At 65.6% G+C, this 17,207-nt stretch carries 18 protein-coding genes; 6 read left to right on the plus strand and 12 right to left on the minus strand.

The window, feature by feature from the left end; translation table 11 throughout:
- Positions 1–40: 40 nt before the first annotated feature.
- Genes dusB through HMPREF3167_RS02650 form a run of 3 tightly spaced genes read right to left on the minus strand, consistent with a single transcriptional unit; the run spans position 41 to position 3,899 of the window.
- Positions 41–1,324 carry a tRNA dihydrouridine synthase DusB gene (dusB, locus tag HMPREF3167_RS02640; protein WP_168160818.1) on the minus strand — a complete coding sequence of 428 codons (1,284 nt, stop codon included), beginning with the start codon at positions 1,322–1,324 and terminating at the stop codon, positions 41–43.
- The gene (locus HMPREF3167_RS02645) at positions 1,321–2,505 is read right to left on the minus strand and encodes a YibE/F family protein (protein ID WP_236698625.1); all 1,185 of its coding nucleotides are present in this window, start codon (positions 2,503–2,505) and stop codon (positions 1,321–1,323) included. Before HMPREF3167_RS02645 ends, dusB begins: the two co-directional genes overlap by 4 nt.
- The gene (locus tag HMPREF3167_RS02650) at positions 2,505–3,899 is read right to left on the minus strand and encodes a glycine--tRNA ligase (RefSeq protein ID WP_068538384.1); all 1,395 of its coding nucleotides are present in this window, start codon (positions 3,897–3,899) and stop codon (positions 2,505–2,507) included. Before HMPREF3167_RS02650 ends, HMPREF3167_RS02645 begins: the two co-directional genes overlap by 1 nt.
- Before the next feature lie 202 nt (positions 3,900–4,101).
- On the opposite strand from HMPREF3167_RS02650, the gene HMPREF3167_RS02655 reads away from it, so the two are divergent.
- From HMPREF3167_RS02655 to HMPREF3167_RS02680, 6 genes are read left to right on the plus strand one after another with little or no spacing between them, the layout of a single operon-like run.
- Positions 4,102–5,127, plus strand: coding sequence for a metal ABC transporter substrate-binding protein (locus HMPREF3167_RS02655; protein WP_083281049.1), 1,026 nt, complete (start codon positions 4,102–4,104; stop codon positions 5,125–5,127).
- The gene (locus HMPREF3167_RS02660) at positions 5,127–5,909 is read left to right on the plus strand and encodes a metal ABC transporter ATP-binding protein (protein WP_068538386.1); all 783 of its coding nucleotides are present in this window, start codon (positions 5,127–5,129) and stop codon (positions 5,907–5,909) included. Before HMPREF3167_RS02655 ends, HMPREF3167_RS02660 begins: the two co-directional genes overlap by 1 nt.
- 8 nt (positions 5,910–5,917) lie before the next feature.
- Entirely contained in the window at positions 5,918–6,832 is a 915-nt protein-coding gene (locus HMPREF3167_RS02665) for a metal ABC transporter permease (protein ID WP_062612683.1), read from the plus strand.
- Positions 6,833–6,858: 26 nt separating this feature from the next.
- The gene (locus HMPREF3167_RS02670; protein ID WP_306467460.1) at positions 6,859–7,248 is read left to right on the plus strand and encodes a Fur family transcriptional regulator; all 390 of its coding nucleotides are present in this window, start codon (positions 6,859–6,861) and stop codon (positions 7,246–7,248) included.
- 19 nt (positions 7,249–7,267) lie between these two features.
- Entirely contained in the window at positions 7,268–7,798 is a 531-nt protein-coding gene (locus HMPREF3167_RS02675) for a DedA family protein (RefSeq protein ID WP_083200503.1), read from the plus strand.
- A gap of 41 nt (positions 7,799–7,839) precedes the next feature.
- Positions 7,840–8,049 (plus strand): RNA-binding S4 domain-containing protein, encoded by a 210-nt coding sequence (locus HMPREF3167_RS02680; protein ID WP_068538387.1) that lies wholly within the window; start codon positions 7,840–7,842, stop codon positions 8,047–8,049.
- On the opposite strand, the gene dnaE is transcribed toward HMPREF3167_RS02680, so the two are convergent.
- From dnaE to ftsZ, 9 genes are all read right to left on the minus strand, one after another.
- Positions 8,050–11,592 (minus strand): DNA polymerase III subunit alpha, encoded by a 3,543-nt coding sequence (dnaE, locus tag HMPREF3167_RS02685; protein ID WP_068538388.1) that lies wholly within the window; start codon positions 11,590–11,592, stop codon positions 8,050–8,052.
- An 81-nt stretch (positions 11,593–11,673) separates the two neighbouring features.
- Positions 11,674–12,132, minus strand: a complete 459-nt coding sequence (locus HMPREF3167_RS02690) for a GNAT family N-acetyltransferase (protein ID WP_201783125.1) — start codon at positions 12,130–12,132, stop codon at positions 11,674–11,676.
- The gene (locus HMPREF3167_RS02695; protein WP_371258051.1) at positions 12,129–12,989 is read right to left on the minus strand and encodes an RluA family pseudouridine synthase; all 861 of its coding nucleotides are present in this window, start codon (positions 12,987–12,989) and stop codon (positions 12,129–12,131) included. The genes HMPREF3167_RS02690 and HMPREF3167_RS02695 overlap by 4 nt, the downstream gene beginning before the upstream one ends.
- A gap of 59 nt (positions 12,990–13,048) precedes the next feature.
- Positions 13,049–13,513 (minus strand): signal peptidase II, encoded by a 465-nt coding sequence (gene lspA, locus HMPREF3167_RS02700; RefSeq protein ID WP_062612195.1) that lies wholly within the window; start codon positions 13,511–13,513, stop codon positions 13,049–13,051.
- 54 nt (positions 13,514–13,567) lie between these two features.
- Positions 13,568–14,155, minus strand: coding sequence for a DivIVA domain-containing protein (locus HMPREF3167_RS02705; RefSeq protein WP_062612681.1), 588 nt, complete (start codon positions 14,153–14,155; stop codon positions 13,568–13,570).
- 207 nt (positions 14,156–14,362) lie between these two features.
- Positions 14,363–14,647 (minus strand): YggT family protein, encoded by a 285-nt coding sequence (locus HMPREF3167_RS02710; RefSeq protein ID WP_070445370.1) that lies wholly within the window; start codon positions 14,645–14,647, stop codon positions 14,363–14,365.
- The gene (locus HMPREF3167_RS02715; RefSeq protein WP_062612191.1) at positions 14,647–15,054 is read right to left on the minus strand and encodes a cell division protein SepF; all 408 of its coding nucleotides are present in this window, start codon (positions 15,052–15,054) and stop codon (positions 14,647–14,649) included. The genes HMPREF3167_RS02710 and HMPREF3167_RS02715 overlap by 1 nt, the downstream gene beginning before the upstream one ends.
- 36 nt (positions 15,055–15,090) lie before the next feature.
- Positions 15,091–15,867 carry a purine nucleoside phosphorylase YfiH/LACC1 family protein gene (locus HMPREF3167_RS02720; RefSeq protein ID WP_143601938.1) on the minus strand — a complete coding sequence of 259 codons (777 nt, stop codon included), beginning with the start codon at positions 15,865–15,867 and terminating at the stop codon, positions 15,091–15,093.
- A gap of 66 nt (positions 15,868–15,933) precedes the next feature.
- On the minus strand, positions 15,934–17,133 hold the full coding sequence (ftsZ, locus tag HMPREF3167_RS02725; RefSeq protein ID WP_062612188.1) for a cell division protein FtsZ: 1,200 nt from the start codon (positions 17,131–17,133) through the stop codon (positions 15,934–15,936).
- Positions 17,134–17,207: the final 74 nt, after the last annotated feature.

Consider the following 17,207-nt stretch of genomic DNA (forward strand, 5'->3'; position numbering starts at 1 on the left):
AGCGCTGCCCCCGAATTGTGCGCGGGCCTCACAGCGGGCGTCAGCCGCCCGAGATCCCGAGCTCGGCCTCGTGCAGGCGCGCCTTCTGCTCGGCGGTAAGCTCGTGGGAGTCGAGCCAGAATTCGGGCAGGTGTGGCTGCTTTTCCCCGCCGGCCCGGCCGCGCGGCCCGCTGGCCGCCTCCGGGTAAGGCTGGTCAAGGTCGAGCTGGCCGAGGCGGGCGCGCAGGTCCTCCAGCGTCTCCACCAGCCCCAGGTCGCGCCGCAGCTGCCCGCCCACGGCGAAGCCGCGCATATACCAGCCCACGTGCTTGCGCATCTCGCGCATCGCCCGGCGCTCATCCCCAAAGTGCTCCACCGCGAACTCGGCGTGGCGCATGATGATCTCGCACACACGAGCCAGGTTCGGCCGCATACGCCGATCCGAGCCATGCATAGCGGCCACGAGGTCGTAGAACAGCCAGGGCCGGCCCTGGCATCCGCGCCCCACCACGGCTCCGACCGCTCCCGTTAGCTCCATCATCGCTGCCGCATCCTCGGCCTCAAACACGTCGCCGTTGCCGAAGACCGGCAGGGACGATTCGCGCACCAGATCGCCAATGACCTCCCAACGGGCCGTACCCGCATAGTGCTGGGCGGTGGTGCGGGCGTGCAGGGTGAGGGCCGCGATCCCGGCATCCTCGCAGATCCGGGCCACGTCGCGGAAGGTCTCGTGGTCGTCGTCGATACCGATACGGAACTTGGCCGTGACCGGCACGCGCCCGCCCGAGGCCTCGTTGGCCGCGCGCACGGCCTCGCTCACGATCGCCTCGAACAGGTCGTGCTTCCACGGCAGCGCAGAGCCGCCGCCCTTGCGGGTCACCTTGGGCACAGGGCAGCCGAAGTTGAGGTCGATGTGGTCGGCGTACCCGTTCCCGACCACCAGCCGCACCGACTCCCCCACCGCCGCTGGGCCCACGCCGTAAATCTGGATTGAGCGCACCGGGTCGCCCATGTCGGGCTGGATCATCCGCATCGTCTCTGGCGTGCGCTCCACCAGCGCCCGCGACGTGATCATCTCGCACACGTACAGCCCCGCCGGCGCAAACGTTCCCTCCGCGTGATCAGGATTCACGACGCCGTCCGGCCCGGCCGCGCCCGAATCGCCGGCGACGTCGGCCAGGGCCTGCTCGCCAAACTGCCGGCACAGCTGGCGGAAGGGCGGGTTGGTCACGCCCGCCATCGGGGCGAGCATGAGCGGGGTGCCGAGCCCGAGGGAGCCGATGCGCACGGCAGGGACGCCGCGCTGCGGCGTCGTGAGGCGAGCGGACGCGGACGGGAAGCTCATGCGTCCGCCTTCCGCGAGGGCGCAATGGGCGCAAGCAGGGTGGCGATCGCCGTGGTCATCGGGATGGCGAGCACCAGGCCGATCGAGGCAACGAGCGTACGGACGATCTCCTCAGCGATCTGGCCCACCGTGAACAGGTCGAGCACCCCGCGGTTGACCAGCGCCGCGCTCATGAGGAGCGGCAGCGAGGTGCCCACGTAGGCGAAGGCGAGGGTGTAGACAGTGGAGGCAATGTGGTCGCGGCCGATCACCATCGCCTGGCTGAACACCTTCGCACGGCTCGCCGCCGCGTTCGCCGCCTGCAACTCCCACACGGTGGAGACCTGCGTGATCGTCACGTCGTTAAGCGCGCCCAGGCCAGCCAGGATGATCCCGCACAGGAGGATGTCGCTCATGTTGAGGTAGGTCAGCTGCCCGGCCAGCGAAATCGCGTCGTCCGACAGCGTGCCCGTGAGGTTATTCGCCCGCACCGACACCGCCGCCAGAACACCCGTAATGAGCAGGCCGGCAAAGGTGCCAAGCACCGCCGTCGTGGTACGGATCGAGACACCGTGGGCGAAGTAAATGGAGGCGAACATCATCGCCGATGCCCCCACCACGATGACGGCCAGCGGGGCAGTACCCACCATGAGAGCCGGCAACATGAAGGTGCCCACCACCGCGAGCGAGGCGGTCAGGCCTAACAGCGCCGCGAGCCCCTTCCAGCGGGCCACCGCCACCACGACGATGACGTAAAGCGCCACCAGCGCCGACAACGGCACGTCGCGCACGAAGTCCACAAAGATATAGGGAGAGCCAAACTCCACCGCGCCGGGATTGAACAGGGCCTTAATCTTATCGCCCACGTCCAGCCCGTTGCCCACCACCTCGAACGGCACGTGGACCGGCACCTCCACCCCGTCCACCACCATCGTGACCGGGTACTGGCCCACCTCGTCCATTGCGCCGATCGACGTGACCGTGCCGATCGCAGTCGACGAACCGGAATAGTTGAGCTCCACCGAACCCACCGGGGTCTCACCCCGCGGCCACAACCACACCAGGCCAACGAGGGTGGCCACCGCGAGCGGCACCACGATCGCCGCAAGGATCAGCCGTACCTTCCGGCGCTGCTGCGGGCCCATGGAAAGGTGGGCCGCGTGCGAGTGCACGTGGCCCACCCCGTCGTGAGAGCTACCCACTAACAGCCCGCCAGCTTCTCAGACAGGAAGGACTTGACCTCATCCATTGGGATGCGGACCTGCTCCATCGTGTCGCGGTCGCGGATCGTCACCGCCTTGTCATCCAGGGAGTCGAAGTCGATCGTCACGCAGTACGGCGTGCCGATCTCGTCCTGGCGGCGGTAGCGGCGGCCCACGGCCCCGGCGTCGTCGTACTCGATGTTCCAGTACTTGCGCAGGTCAGCCGCGAGGTCTTTCGCCACCGACGTCAGCTCCTCCTTACGCGAGAGCGGAAGCACGGCCACCTTGACGGGGGCCAGGCGCGGGTCGAGCTTGAGTACAACGCGCTTATCCACGCCGCCCTTCGTGTTGGGCGCCTCGTCCTCCGCGTAGGCCTCCACGAGGAAGGCCATAAGCGAGCGGGTCAAGCCCGCCGACGGCTCGATGACGTACGGCGTGTAGCGCTCGCCGGACTGCTGGTCGAAGTACTCCAGTTTCTTGCCCGAGGCCTCCGAGTGGGCCGAGAGGTCGAAGTCCGTACGGTTCGCAATCCCCTCGAGCTCGCCGAACTCGGAGTTCGGGAAGCCGAAGCGGTACTCGATGTCCACCGTCCGCTTGGAGTAATGCGAGAGTTTCTCCTGCGGGTGCTCGTAGAGGCGCAGGTTGTCCGGATCAATGCCGAGGTCGGTGTAGAAGGCCAGGCGCTCATCAATCCACGCCTGGTGCCATTCCTCGTCCTCGCCCGGCTTGACGAAGAACTCGATCTCCATCTGCTCGAACTCGCGGGTGCGGAAGATGAAGTTGCCCGGCGTGATCTCGTTGCGGAAGGACTTGCCCGTCTGGGCGATGCCGAACGGGGGCTTCACGCGCGCCGACGTCATGACGTTGGCGAAATTAACAAAAATGCCCTGGGCGGTCTCCGGGCGCAGGTAGTGCAACCCCGCCTCGTCGTCGACCGGCCCGAGGAAGGTCTTGAGCATGCCGGAAAACGCGCGCGGTTCAGTCCACTTGCCGCGGTTGCCACAGTTGGGGCAGGCCACGTCCGCCATCGTCACGTCCGCCTCGTCCACGCCGTTCTTGGCGGCGTACTGCTCGATGAGCTCGTCCTCACGCAGGCGCTTGTGGCACTCGAGGCACTCCACCAGCGGGTCCGAGAACGTGTCCACGTGCCCGGACGCGTGCCAGACCTGGCGCGGCAGAATGATGGAGGAATCCAGGCCGACGACGTCGGCGCGCCCCTGCACGTTCCGCTTCCACCACTGGCGCTTGATGTTTTCCTTGAGCTCGACGCCGAGCGGCCCGTAATCCCACGCGGAGCGCGTGCCGCCATAGATTTCACCCGAGGGGAAGACGAAGCCGCGCCGCTTGGCGAGGGAAATTGCTTGATCGAGACGCGAAGGTGCCTGCTTGGCCACTGTTTCGCTCCTTTCTTTGCCGCACCTGGATGGTGCGGAATACCACCCCGCAGCTGGCTGCTGCGGGTCACCGGAAACCCGGTGGCCAGACGAAGGTCCACTTTTATTCTATGGTGAACGCCCCCTTTCCACGGCCTCGCCCCATGTGGAAGGCATCACCGGAGATTGACTGTCATTCTCAAATACTCCGATAATAGTTCCCATGAAGATGTTAAAAACTGCTTCAGTGTTCTTCGCCAGCGCCCTCGCGCTGAGTGCCTGTTCCTCCGCGCCCGATGCCGGCAGCACCGATAGCGCCGACTCCTCGGCCCTCAAGGTCACCACCTCCTTCTACCCGCTGACCTACCTGGCCGAGCGCATCGGCGGCGAGCACGTAGCTGTCACCGACCTCACCCCGCCCGGGGCCGACGCCCACGGCGTCGAGCTGTCCCCCAAGGAGGTCTCCGAGCTGTCGGACGCCGACCTCGTGCTCTACATCACCAAGCTCTCCCCCGCCATCGACGACGCGATCGATGCCTCCGACGTCTCGGCCGTCAACATCGGCGATTCGGTCAACCTCCTGCCCTTCGCCGAGCTCGGCACCGACCCGCACGAGGGCCACGATCACGACGCCGAGGCCGAAGATCACGATCACGACCATGACCACGACGCCGAGGCCGAAGGTCACGATCACGACCATGACCACGAGGACGGCGACGGCCACGACCACGGCACGCACGATCCGCACTTCTGGACCGATCCGGCCCGCATGATGCTCGCCGCGGACACGATCGCCCAGCAGCTCATCAACCTGGACGAGGCGAACAAGGCCACCTACGAGGCGAACGCCGAGGCCGTCAAGGCCGACCTGCAGGGCCTGTTGGACGAGCTCGAGGGGATCGACGCTACGCAGTGCCGCACGGATTCCTTCCTCGTGTCGCACAAGGCCTTCTCTTACCTCGCGCTTGAGGCCGGGCTCAACCAGATCGGCATCGCCGGTTTCGACCCGGAGATTGAGCCCTCGCCGGCCCGCATCCGCGAGATCCAGGAGCTCGTGACCGAGCACCAGATTGACACGGTCTTCGCCACCTCGGATGGCGAGACGAAGACCGCGAAGGCGATCGGCGATGACCTCAACCTCACGGCCGACGTCCTCGACCCGGCCGCCACCCAGCGTGACCCGAACATGGATTACCTCGACGTGATGAAGCACGACATCGAACTGCTGCGCACGTCCATGGGGTGCTAATGACGCCCGCAGTTACTGCGAGTGGCCTGCACGTCCAGCTCGGATCGGCCCACATCCTGTTAGGGATCGACTTCGAGCTGGCCCAGGGCCGCACCCTCGCCGTGCTTGGTGCGAATGGCTCCGGCAAGTCCACGCTTGTGCGTGCGCTTGTCGGGGCCATCCCCACGTCTGCGGGCACGATCACGCTGTTCGGCACGGACCTCACCGCGCGCCGCAAGGTGGACTGGGCCCGCATCGGATTTGCTCCCCAGCGCACGACGGCGACCTCCGGCGTTCCCGCTACCGCGCTCGAGACCGTCATGGGCGGCCTTGTGTACGGCAATCTCCTGCGCCCCCGGCGCGGCGGACGGGAAGCCGCGATGGCCGCGCTCGAAACAGTCGGGCTGGCCGATCGCGCGAACGAGTCTGTGCAGACCTTCTCCGGCGGCCAACAGCAGCGCATCCTCACCGCCCGCGCCCTCGTCCGCGACCCGGACCTGCTCATCCTCGACGAGCCCTTTGCCGGCGTCGACAGCTCTTCGCGCGAAACCATCCTCGCCACGCTCGCGGCTGAGAAGGCCAAGGGCAAGACGATCATCCTCGTCTTGCACGAGGTCCACGAATACCGCGAGCTGGTGGACGAGGCGCTCATCCTCGACGCCGGCCGTGTACTCGAGCACACCACCGACATCGCTGACCTCCACGGCTCTGGCCACCACGCCCTGCCCGGGCACGACCACGTCCACGAGCACGGCGACAACGCCCCGCACTACCGATCCCCCTGGCTTGGAGGCCCTCTGTGATTGTCGACATGCTCTCCTCCACCTTCATGCAGCGCGCCCTCATCGTCGCGGTCCTGGTGGGGCTCGCCGCCCCGGTGGTCGGCACCTACCTCGTCCAGCGACGCCTCACCCTACTCGGGGACGGGATCGGCCACGTGGCTCTGACCGGTGTGGCCCTCGGCTGGCTCGCGGCCAGCGCCGCCGGCGCCATCGACAAAGATGCCTGGGCCGTCCCCGGCGCGATCATCGCCTCGGTGGTCGGCGTCCTCCTCATCGAGTGGATGCGCACCCACGGCCACGCCTCGGGCGACGTCGCCCTCGCCATGCTCTTCTACGGCGGCATCGCCGGCGGCGTGCTCCTTATCGGCATCGCCGGGGGCACGACGTCGAACCTCAACGCCTACCTCTTCGGCTCCATCTCCACCGTCACCAGGACCGACACCTACCTCACGATCGGACTGACCATCGTCATCCTCGCCGTCGGGATCGGGTTGCGCCCCGCGCTCTTCGCGTTGTGCCACGACGAGGAGTTCGCTCGCGCGTCGGGCCTGCCCACCGGCCTGCTGTCGATCCTCATCTCCGTCACGGCGGCTCTCACCGTGGCCCTGGCCATGCGGATCGTGGGAGCGCTCCTCGTCTCGGCACTCATGGTGATCCCGGTGGCGATCGCCCAGACGCTCTCCCGCTCGTTCAAAACCACGATGCGGGCCGCTATGGCCATTGGGGTGGTCGTGGCAGTCGCCGGCCTCGTCATCACCTACGTCAAGCCCTGGTCCCCCGGCGCCACCATCGTCGTGCTCGCGGTGGGCCTGTACGCGATCGTCGTCGCGTTGCGCCCCCTCGTCATGCGGGCCCTCAAGCGCGATGTGCACCGCCACCCGCACCCCCACCACGCTCCCGACGTCAAGGTCAACGTTGACTGCGACACCGCGCCGCTACGCTAGGATAGAGGCGGAGGTTCCCCATGAGAATGACTAGGCAGCGCAACGCGATCGCCACCTTGCTGGAAGAGACGGAAGAATTCCTGCCCGCCCAGCGCATCCATGAGCTGTTGCTCGAACGCGGCGAGAAGGTGGGGCTGGCCACCGTCTACCGCAACCTTCAGGCACTCGCCGAGCAGGGAAGCGTGGACGTGCTACGCCAGGAAGGCACCGACGTCCAGCTCTTCCGCCACTGCAAGGACGACGGCCACCACCATCACCTCCTGTGCCGCAGCTGCGGGCGCACGGTTGAGCTTTTCATCCCCCAGCTCGAGGACCTAACCAAGGGTGTCGCTAAGGAACACGGCTTCACCGACATTTCGCATGACATCGAAATCTATGGCCTATGCGCTAATTGCGCGGAAGACGCTGCCAGCTAACACTTTCCTTTTTCCCTGAGTGTCGCGTAGTGTAGGCCTGGTGGGACTTATTGACGCGATCGCCGAATTCGTCCGGAGCGGGCCGGTGGCTTTCGTGTACCTCTTTTTCCTTTTCGGCGCGTTTTCCCGCTCGCAGGCGATCTACTGGCTCGGCCGCTACATGGGGTCCTTCATCATGAAGCGGGGCCGGCCGCACGGCGGCTGGCGCGTGCGGATGTACAACCGCATCCACGCCGATTCCACCCAGAACGCGATCGCGGCACTTCGCCGGCGCGGGTGGCCGATGATCCCGTTCTCCTTCGTCACGGTAGGCCTCCAGACTCTCATCCAGCTCTCCGCCGGGGTCATCGCCATGCCCTGGCTGCGCTACTCCATTGCGAGCATCCCGGGCGCGATCGCCTGGGCCCTCATCTACACCACGATCGGCTGGGCCGTGTGGTCCGCCGCCTTCCGCGCGGCCACGGGCTCACCCTGGGCCCTGCTCGCCCTCCTCGTCGCCGCCCTCGCCCTCGTGTGGCGGCGCACCCGCAACACGCCCACCGCGGCGTAGCCCTGGCCGGCTTCGGGCCGTGCCCGTGAGACAATAGAGTCATGGAAGAAATACCCGTACGCCTGCCGATTAAGCTCAGCCAGTTCCTCAAGCTCGCCAACCTTGCCGAAACCGGCGGGCACGCCAGCGAACTCATCGCCGCCGGCGAGGTTGCAGTCAACGGACAGGTGGAGACCCGCCGCGCCCACAAGCTCGCCGCTGGCGACGTGGTCGAGGCCGGCGGCTACCGCGCCAAGGTGATCGAAGGCTAACTACACCACGCAGTCCCGCCCGAGTAGCACCTTGAGCTCCGTGTAGAGCGACGGCTCCGGGGAGACCCAGAAGTTGCTCGCAACCTCGGCCACCACGGTCTTGTTCGGCGCGGCACACCACACGTGTAGACGCACCGGCGACTGGCCCGGATAGCGGGCAAGGATCTCCGCCAGCTGATCCATTTTCACCGCGCTACACGCCCGCTCGTCGATCTTGATGTCGATCGGGTGGTCCAGCTCGATTTCGCCCGCCGGCGGCAAGGTCATCGTCCTGGCAGACAGCTTGACCGGCCCCTCATCTTCGATCTGGGCCCGGGCCTCTACGATGACTACCGCGTCCGGGATCAGGATCGAAGACACCTGCTGATAGGTGGCCGGGAAGAAGTTGACGTCGATCGGGCCGGTGCGGTCCTCGATCGTGGCGATCGCCCACGCCTTGCCCGACTTCTTCGTGATCTTCGTTTGAACGGCGGATATGAGGCCCGCGATCGTCACCATCTGCCCGTCACGCACGTTGTCTGATTCGAGCAGGTCAACCACCGTGGTGTCCGCGGCGCGGTTGAGGAAGTTCTCCATGCCCGATAGCGGGTGGTCCGAGACATACAGGCCGAGCATCTCCCGCTCGAAGTTGAGCTTTTCGCGCTTGTCCCATTCGGGGATGTCAGGGATCGCCACGTCGAACCCGTCGCTACCGCCAACCCCCAGGTCTCCGAAGAGATCGAACTGGCCGGCCGCCTCGTTGCGCTTGACCGGGATGACCGCATCGATCGCCTCCTCCACGATCGCCACGAGCGCCCGGCGGCACTCCCCCAGCGAGTCAAAGCCACCCGCCTTGATCAGGCACTCGATCGAGCGCTTGTTGCAGGCCGACAGCGGGATCTTGTCCAGGAAGTCCTGGAACGAGGTGAAGGGCCCCTTCTCCTCGCGCGCCTTGATGATGCCGTCCACTACGTTCGCGCCCACGTTGCGTACGGCCCGCAGGCCCACGCGGATCTCATCGCCGACCGCCGTGTAGTCGGCCAGCGAACTGTTGACGTCCGGCACCTGCACCTTGATGCCCATGCGCCGGCATTCAGCGAGATACGTGGCCACCTTCGTCTTATCCGACATCTTCGAGGTGAGCAGGGCCGCCATGAATTCGGCCGGGAAATGGGACTTGAGGTAGGCCGTCTGGTAGGACACCAGCGCATAGGCCTCCGAATGCGACTTGTTGAAGGCGTAGGAGGAGAAGGGCAACAGGATGTCCCACAGGGTGTCGATCGACTCCTGAGAGAACCCGTTGTCCCGCATACCTTGGGAGAAGCTGGCGAACTGCTGCTGGAGCACCTCGGCCTTCTTCTTGCCCATCGCCTTACGCAAAATATCTGCCTGGCCCAGCGTGAAGCCCGCCAGCTTCTGGGCGATACGCATCACCTGCTCCTGGAACACGATGAGGCCGTGGGTAACGCCCAGGATGTCTTCGAGGGCCTCCTCCAGCTCCGGGTGGATCGGCGTCTTTTCCTGCAGCCCGTTCTTGCGCAGGGCGTAGTTCGTGTGCGAGTTCGCGCCCATCGGGCCCGGGCGGTAGAGGGCGGAGACGGCCGAGATGTCGGCGAAGCTGTCCATCTTCATCTGGCGAAGCAGCGTGCGCATGCCGGCGCCATCGAGCTGGAAAATGCCGAGCGTGTCGCCGCGAGCCAGCAGCTCGTACGTCTTCGGATCATCCAGCGGGATCGCGTCAATATCCGGGGCATCCTTTCCGTTGACCCGGATGTTTGCCAGGGCCGCCTCGATCACCGTGAGGTTCGACAGGCCGAGGAAGTCCATCTTGATCAGGCCCAGTTCCTCGCACTCAGGGTATTCGAACTGGGTGAGGATCGCGCCGTCCTGCTGGCGCATCATGACCGGAATGACATCGGTCAGGGGCTTGGAGGACATGATGACGGCGCAGGCGTGCATGCCCGTCTGCCTAGTCATTCCCTCCAGGCCACAGGCCAGGTCATAGACCTTCTTGCAGTCCGGATCGTTGTCAATCAGTTCGCGGATCTCCCCCGCCTCCGCATACCGCGGGTGATCCTTGTTGAACAAGTCATTGACCGGGATGTCCTTGCCCATCACCGACGGCGGCATCGCCTTGGTGAGCCGATCGCCCATCTCGAACGGGTAGCCGAGCACGCGAGAGGCATCCTTGAGCGACTGCTTGGCCTTGATCGTGCCGAACGTGACCACCTGGGAGACCTTGTCCTTGCCGTACTTGTCCTCCACGTACTCGATCACCTCGTCCCGCCGGCTATCGTCGAAGTCGATATCGAGATCGGGCATGGAGATGCGCTCCGGGTTCAAGAACCTCTCAAAGAGCAGATCGTGCTTGATCGGATCGAGCTGGGTGATTTCGAGTGCGTAGGCCACCATCGATCCCGCACCCGATCCGCGCCCCGGGCCCACGCGGATCCCGTGCCGCCGCGCCCAGCGGATGTAATCCGAGACCACCAAGAAGTAGCCGGGGAAGTCCATCTGCAAGATGACGTCCATTTCGTAGTCCGCGCGCTTGCGCACGTCATCCGGGATGACATCCCCGTAGCGGCGGTGCAGCCCGTCATTGACCTCCCGCACGAACCACGACTTCTCATCTTCCCCGCTCGGCACCGGGAACTTGGGCATGTAGTTCACGCCGTCGGCCGTGGTGTCGAAGTGGACGTTGCAGCGCTCCACGATCTCCAGCGTGTTCTCGCACGCGCCCTCGAGGTGGCCGAAAGAATTCCACATGTCCTCCGAGCTACGGATGTAGTAGCCCGTACCCTCGAAGCGGAAGCGGTCCGGATCCATGAGCGTGGAGCCCGAGTTCAGGGCGAGCATCGCGTCCTGCACCGTGGACTGATCCTGGGTGACGTAGTGCGAATCGTTCGTGGCCAGCAGGGGCGCCCCGATCTGGCGCGCGATCGCCAGCAGATCGTCCTTAACCCGGCGTTCGATATCCAGGCCGTGGTCCATGAGCTCGAAGTAGAAGTTCTCCTTGCCGAAGATGTCCTGGAACTCGCCCGCAGCCTTCAGCGCCTCGTCAAACTGGCCCAGCCTCAGCCTGGTCTGGATCTCCCCCGACGGGCATCCCGCCGTGCCGATGAGCCCGTGATGGTATTTCTCCAGCAGCTCCCTATCGATGCGCGCAGCCTTGCCGAGCGTGCCCTCGATCGAGGCGAGGGACTGCATGCGGAACAGGTTGTGCATGCCCTCCGTGGTCTCCGCCAGCAGCGTCATGTGCGTGTAGGAGCCACGCGCCGACACGTCGTCCTTCCGCTGGGCTTCCGTGCCCCAAAATACGCGTGTCTTATCGTGGCGGGAGGTGCCCGGCGTCATGTAAGCCTCCAGCCCGATGATTGGCTTGATCCCCGCACCGTTTGCCGCCTTGTACAGTTCGTAGGCGCCGTGCAGATTCCCGTGGTCGGTAATCGCCACGGCAGGCTGGCCAAGCGCCGCCACTTCCTTGACCAGGCGCCCGATCTTCGCCGCTCCATCGAGTAGCGAGTAATCGGTGTGGACGTGAAGGTGCGCGAAGTTCTTAGCCATGGGATTCAGTCTAGCGAGGGCCTCCGGCAAAGTTCTCGGAGCCCGATGTGATCCCACCTAACCGCACCGCCGCCCGCAATTCTACTGGGCCTCGGCGCGTCGCAGTGTGAGGACCATGTCCTGGTGCCAGATCCCCTCGTCCAGGTAGCGCTCCCGGTTCACGACGCCGTAGCCCAGGCTTGCGTAGAAACCCATCGCGCTCTCCTGGGCCGACAGCTCCACGCGAACGTCGTCACCCGCCACATCAAGCGCCAGCTCGTGCATCGCGTTCATCAGCGCACGGCCCACCCCGGTGCCGCGGGCCCAAGAATGGACCGCCACGCGGCCCACGTGCACGTGCCCGGCCTCGTCGATCAAGAGCCGGGCAGTGCCGGCGTCGTGCCCGCCCACCTCAGCCAGGACGTGGCGGGTGGGCGGAGCGAAATCGAGCGCGTCGATCTCGTTGGCCGCCTCCACGTGCTGCTCGTCGACGAACACGGCCATCCGGATCGCGAAGCAGCGCTCGAGCTCCTCGCGGGTGGTCACCTGCCAGACCCTCACGGCAGGCCGTATCCCTCACGCACGGTCGTGAGCGCCCGGGCCAGATCCTCCGCGTACGGCGACTCGAACTCGATGTAATGCCCTGTGGTTGGATGCTCGAAGCCGAGCTTGACGGCGTGCAGCCACTGCCGCTCCAACCCGAGCCGCTCGGCCTGCACCGGATCCGCGCCGTACATGACATCGCCCAGGCACGGGTGCTTGATGGCGGACATGTGCACGCGGATCTGGTGCGTGCGCCCCGTCTCCAGGTGAACCTCCACGAGCGAGGCCCCGGGCATCGCCTCGATCACGTCGTAGTGCGTGATCGCATGCTTGCCGTCCGCGCGCACGCCCATCTTCCACTGATGGCGCATGTCGCGCCCGATCGGCGCCTCCACCGTGCCCGACATGGGATCGGGGTGGCCTTGGATGAGCGCGTGGTAAACCTTCGTGACCGTCCGCTCCCGGAACGCGTGCTTGAGCCCCGAATAGGCCCGCTCGGACTTGGCCACCACCATGGCCCCCGACGTGCCTACGTCCAGCCGGTGCACGATCCCCTGGCGCTCTTGTGGGCCCGACGTCGTCAGCCGCACCCCCGAGGCGAGCAGTGCGCCCAGCACGTTGGGCCCCTCGAAGTTCTGGGAGGCATGGGCGGCCACCCCCGCGGGCTTGTCCACTACGATGATGTCCTCGTCCTCGAAGATCACGCCCATGCCCGCCACCGGCGTCTCGCGCACGAGCGGCTCCTCAACCGGCAGTTCCACCTCGAGCACACTACCCGGGCCCACCTTGGTCGAGTTCTTAGGGCGGGCACCGTCGAGCAACACGTCCCCGCGCTCCACGAGCTCTGCGCACTTGGCCCGCGAGAGCCCGGTCATCGTGGCAAGGGTGGCATCGACGCGGCCGCCGGCCAGCCCGTCGGGAACGAGGTAGGTGTTCACTGGGTTTTCTCCGGGGTGCGTCCGAATTCGTAGGCGAGGAGGGCCACCACGCCCACCACCAGCGCGATGTCGGCCACGTTGCCCACGAAGTAGCCGTTGTAATCGATCATGTCCACCACGTGCCCGCTGGGGAATCCTGGCTCCCGGAAGAGCCGGTCGATCAAGTTGCCCACGGCGCCGCCCCAGACAAAGCCGAGGATGATCGCCGGCACCTGCGCCGAGCGCGCGATGACCACGGGCAGGCCCACGCTCACCACCGCGGCGATCGCCGTGATCACCCACGTCATCGAGTTGCCAAGCGAGAACGCGGCTCCTGAATTGAACACGAGGCGCAGCGACAGGAAGGAGCCGAGGAGCTCAATGCGTTCCCCGCCGCCGAGTGCGCCGAGTGCCCACTGCTTGACCAGCTGGTCGATCGCAATGGTGAGAAGGCCAAGAATAAAGGGAAGGGATTTCTTCATCTCACAAACAAGAAGAGGAGGACACAGCCGCGCCCTCCTCCCCCGAAAAACGAGTTACTGGTTACCCTGCATCTCAACGTTCTGCAGCAGCGACTCGAGGTAGCTGCGCAGGCGCGTGCGGTAGTCACGCTCGAACTCACGCAGCTCGGAGATCTTGCGCTCGAGCAGGGAGCGCTCCTCCTCCAGCTTGGTGAGCGTGCGGTTGTGGATGTCCTCCGCTTCGGTGATGATGCGGGTGCGCTCGGCGTTCGCCTCGGAGATGATGCGCTCCTCCTCGGCCTTGCCGTTAGCCACGTGCTCGTCGTGAAGACGCTGGGCCAGAGCGAGCATCGAGGTGGCGTCCGTGACCTCGTTCACCGGCTGGTCAACCTGGGCGAACTGGGCGGTGGAGGTGGCGTCCGACGGCGCGGCCTGATCGGACTGCGGGGTGGCAAGGCCAAGCTGGTTCTCGAGCTCCGTGATGCGAGCCTTCGCTGTCTGCAGCTGGGCCTCGAGCTCAGCCTTCTCCTTCGTCAGGGCCGCGATCGTTTCGGCGACCTCGTCGAGGAAGAAATCGACCTGATCCTTATCGAAGCCATCCTCGGCGCGCTGGGGTTCATTGAAGCGCATATTGACGACATCGTGCTCGGTTAGCTGAGCCATGTTCTTCACCTCGTGATCAATAAAGAATTGTTGCGGAGGGCATACCCGCGGTATAAACCCTCGTCTCGGCTTAGACTACTAGACCTGCGCCCCTTATACATAACGATTAATCGACTACCCGCGCGCCTCAACCGTTTAACACGTCACAGTTTTCGGCCCTAGCACCCGAGCGAAAGCCCACGTCCCACTCTCGCTACCGCGCGGATCCTAGAGCAGGTAGGCGAAGCGCTGGATCACCTGGACAGCAATGAACAGCACGATGAAGCCCAGGTCGAGGCTGACCCCGCCGAGGTTGAGCGGGGGAATGAACTTCGCCAGGAGCTTCAGCGGAGGGTCAGTCAGCTTGTAGATAAGGTTGGCGAGGACCACCAACGCTCCCGAGGGATACCAATCCCGCGAGAGAATCTGGACGAAATCCAGCACAACACGCCCGATGAGGACGAGGATGTAGAGCTGGCACGCCCAGAACAGGACTAGCCCAAAGATCGTCATCAGGAGAAGGCGCGCGGGGCTTCAGTGCCGTAGGAGTCGATCTTGACCGACTTCGGGGTCAGAAGGAAGACGTCCTCGGAGATGGAGTTGAAGGAGCCCTCGAGGCCGAAGGTGAGGCCGTAGGCGAAGTCCACGATGCGCTTGCGCTCGTCATCGGCGGCCTCGGACAGGTTGAGCACCACCGGCAGACCGTTGCGGAACTCGAGCGCGAAATCGGCGGCGTCGCGGAAGCTAGAGACCCACACGGTGACGATGCGCGCTACTTCGGGAGCCTGGGAGACCGGGCGGATCGGGCTCACGCTTTCGTAGTCCTCATCCTCCGGGTAGTCTTCGTACTCGTCGTAATCGACGTCGTCGTACTCGTCCTCCGGCATGGCCTTCGCTGCAATCTTGTCAAACAGACCCATGGGTGCACCTCTCTCGCATTGGCTGACTCTAAACTATTAGAGAAAACCGGGATTTCCGTGAGCGTCACGGGCGTGTCGCAAGATCTGAAGCACACCGGCGAAGCGGCCCGTCTGGGTTCCGGCGTGCGTGGCGCGGCGGTGTGAAAAATGGTCGGCGGATTCGTACGTGCACACGTCCGAGCGGTAAATCTGGCGTACACCGCACGCGCGCAGCTGGGCCTCCAGGCCCGCGGGGATGTCGAGCGAGGGTGTTCCCGACGACGTCGTGGCGAGACTTTCCGGCCACCTCCCACCGACCTCCTCGGCCAGTTCCTCCGAGACCTCGTAGCAGCGCCCGCAGATCGACGGGCCGAGGATCGCGATGACCTCCCCCTCGAGGTCGGCAACTGCGGACGGGCCGACGCCGAGGTCGAGCCCCGCGCGCCCCACGTGCACCACGGCGCCGCGTTGTCCGCTTTCCTCGACGAGGATGAGCGGCACGCAGTCGGCCACCATGACGGCGCCCACCTGCCCCTTGCCAAGGGCGATCGCGTCGGCCTCACCCACCTCGAGCCAACCGAAGCGCAACCGCGCGTCGAGGGCGTCGACGATGCGGGACCCGTGGACCTGGTCCATCCACGTGATCTCCTGGCCGATGTAATGGCCCAGTGCCAGGCGGTTGGCGTGGACATGAACCGGGTTGTCCCCCACGTGTATTCCCAAGTTGAGCGAGGCGTACTCGCCCGTCGACGACCCGCCGTGAACCGTGGTGAAACCGGCCCTCACGCCAGGCGGCAGCGGGCCCTCGAACCAGTCAATCATGGAAGAAGACACCCTCTCATTTTGCCAAAAAATCCCCGGCGCACATTCGCGCGCCGGGGAATAGGTTGGAGGAAGAAACTATTCGTCGCCGAACAGGAAGGGCGGGATGTCGAGGTCCGGGCGCTGGCGCTTCGGCTCCTCAACCACGGGCACCTCAAGCGGGGTGCCGCTGACCGCCGGGCGGTGGGCCGTCTGCACCGGCTCCTCCTGCTGGTAGGCCTGGCCCGGGGTGCGCTCCTCGGTGGCGGGCGGCACGGTCGGGACAGCCGGGGCGGACGTGGCGGCCTGCTGAACGGGAGCCGCCGGGGCGGCCGGGGTGTCGAGTAGCACGTCGTCGGCCTCGTCGAAACCAGCGGCGATCACGGTCACGCGCACGTCGTCGCCCAGCGACTCGTCCACGATGATGCCGATGATGATGTTCGCGTTCGGGTCCACGGCCTCCTTGACCATCTGCGCCGCCTCGGACTGCTCGCGCAGGCCCAGGTCGGTAGAGGAGGTGAAGGCGAGGAGCACGCCGTGAGCGCCGTCGATACGGGCCTCCAGCAGTGGGGAGGAGATTGCGTTCTCGGTGGCGCGCAGCGCGCGGTCCGGGCCATTGGCGGTGCCGATGCCCATGATCGCGGTGCCGGCGTCCTTCATGATGGTCTTCACGTCCGCAAAATCGACGTTGACCACGCCCGGCATGGTGATGAGGTCGGAGATGCCCTTCACGCCGTTCTGGAGCACCTCGTCCGCCAGGCGGTAGGCCTCGATGATCGACAGGTCCTCCTCGGTCACCTCAAGCAGGCGATCGTTGGGGATGACGATCAGGGTGTCGACGGCGTCGCGAAGCTCTCGGATGCCGTCGTTAGCGTTGCGGGAGCGCTGGAGGCCCTCAAAGGAGAACGGGCGGGTGACCACGCCCACGGTGAGCGCGCCCTGCTCGCGGGCGGCACGCGCGATGACGGGAGCGGCGCCGGTGCCGGTTCCGCCGCCCTCGCCGGCGGTGACGAAGACCATATCCGCGCCCTCAAGGGTGGAGACGACGACGTCGAGGTTCTCCTCGGCAGCGCGCTTTCCCACCGTGGGGTCAGCGCCGGCACCCAGGCCGTTCGACACGTCGCGGCCGATATCAATCTTGGTTTCGGCCTCGGACTTGGCCAGGGACTGGCTGTCGGTGTTGACGGCGATGAAATCGACGCCGGCAAGGCCGTCCTGGATCATGCGATCGACAGCGTTGACGCCGCCTCCGCCGACCCCGACAACCTTGATGCTTGCAGAGTTGTTCAGAGCGTACATGTATCTTCCTTCCGAACTTCAAGTTCTACTTGAAGTTTTCTGTCTCCAACCTCGCGAAAAAGGTAGAGATCTCG

It is taken from the genome of Trueperella sp. HMSC08B05 (assembly GCF_001808405.1).
GTDB classification, from domain to species: domain Bacteria; phylum Actinomycetota; class Actinomycetes; order Actinomycetales; family Actinomycetaceae; genus Trueperella; species Trueperella bernardiae.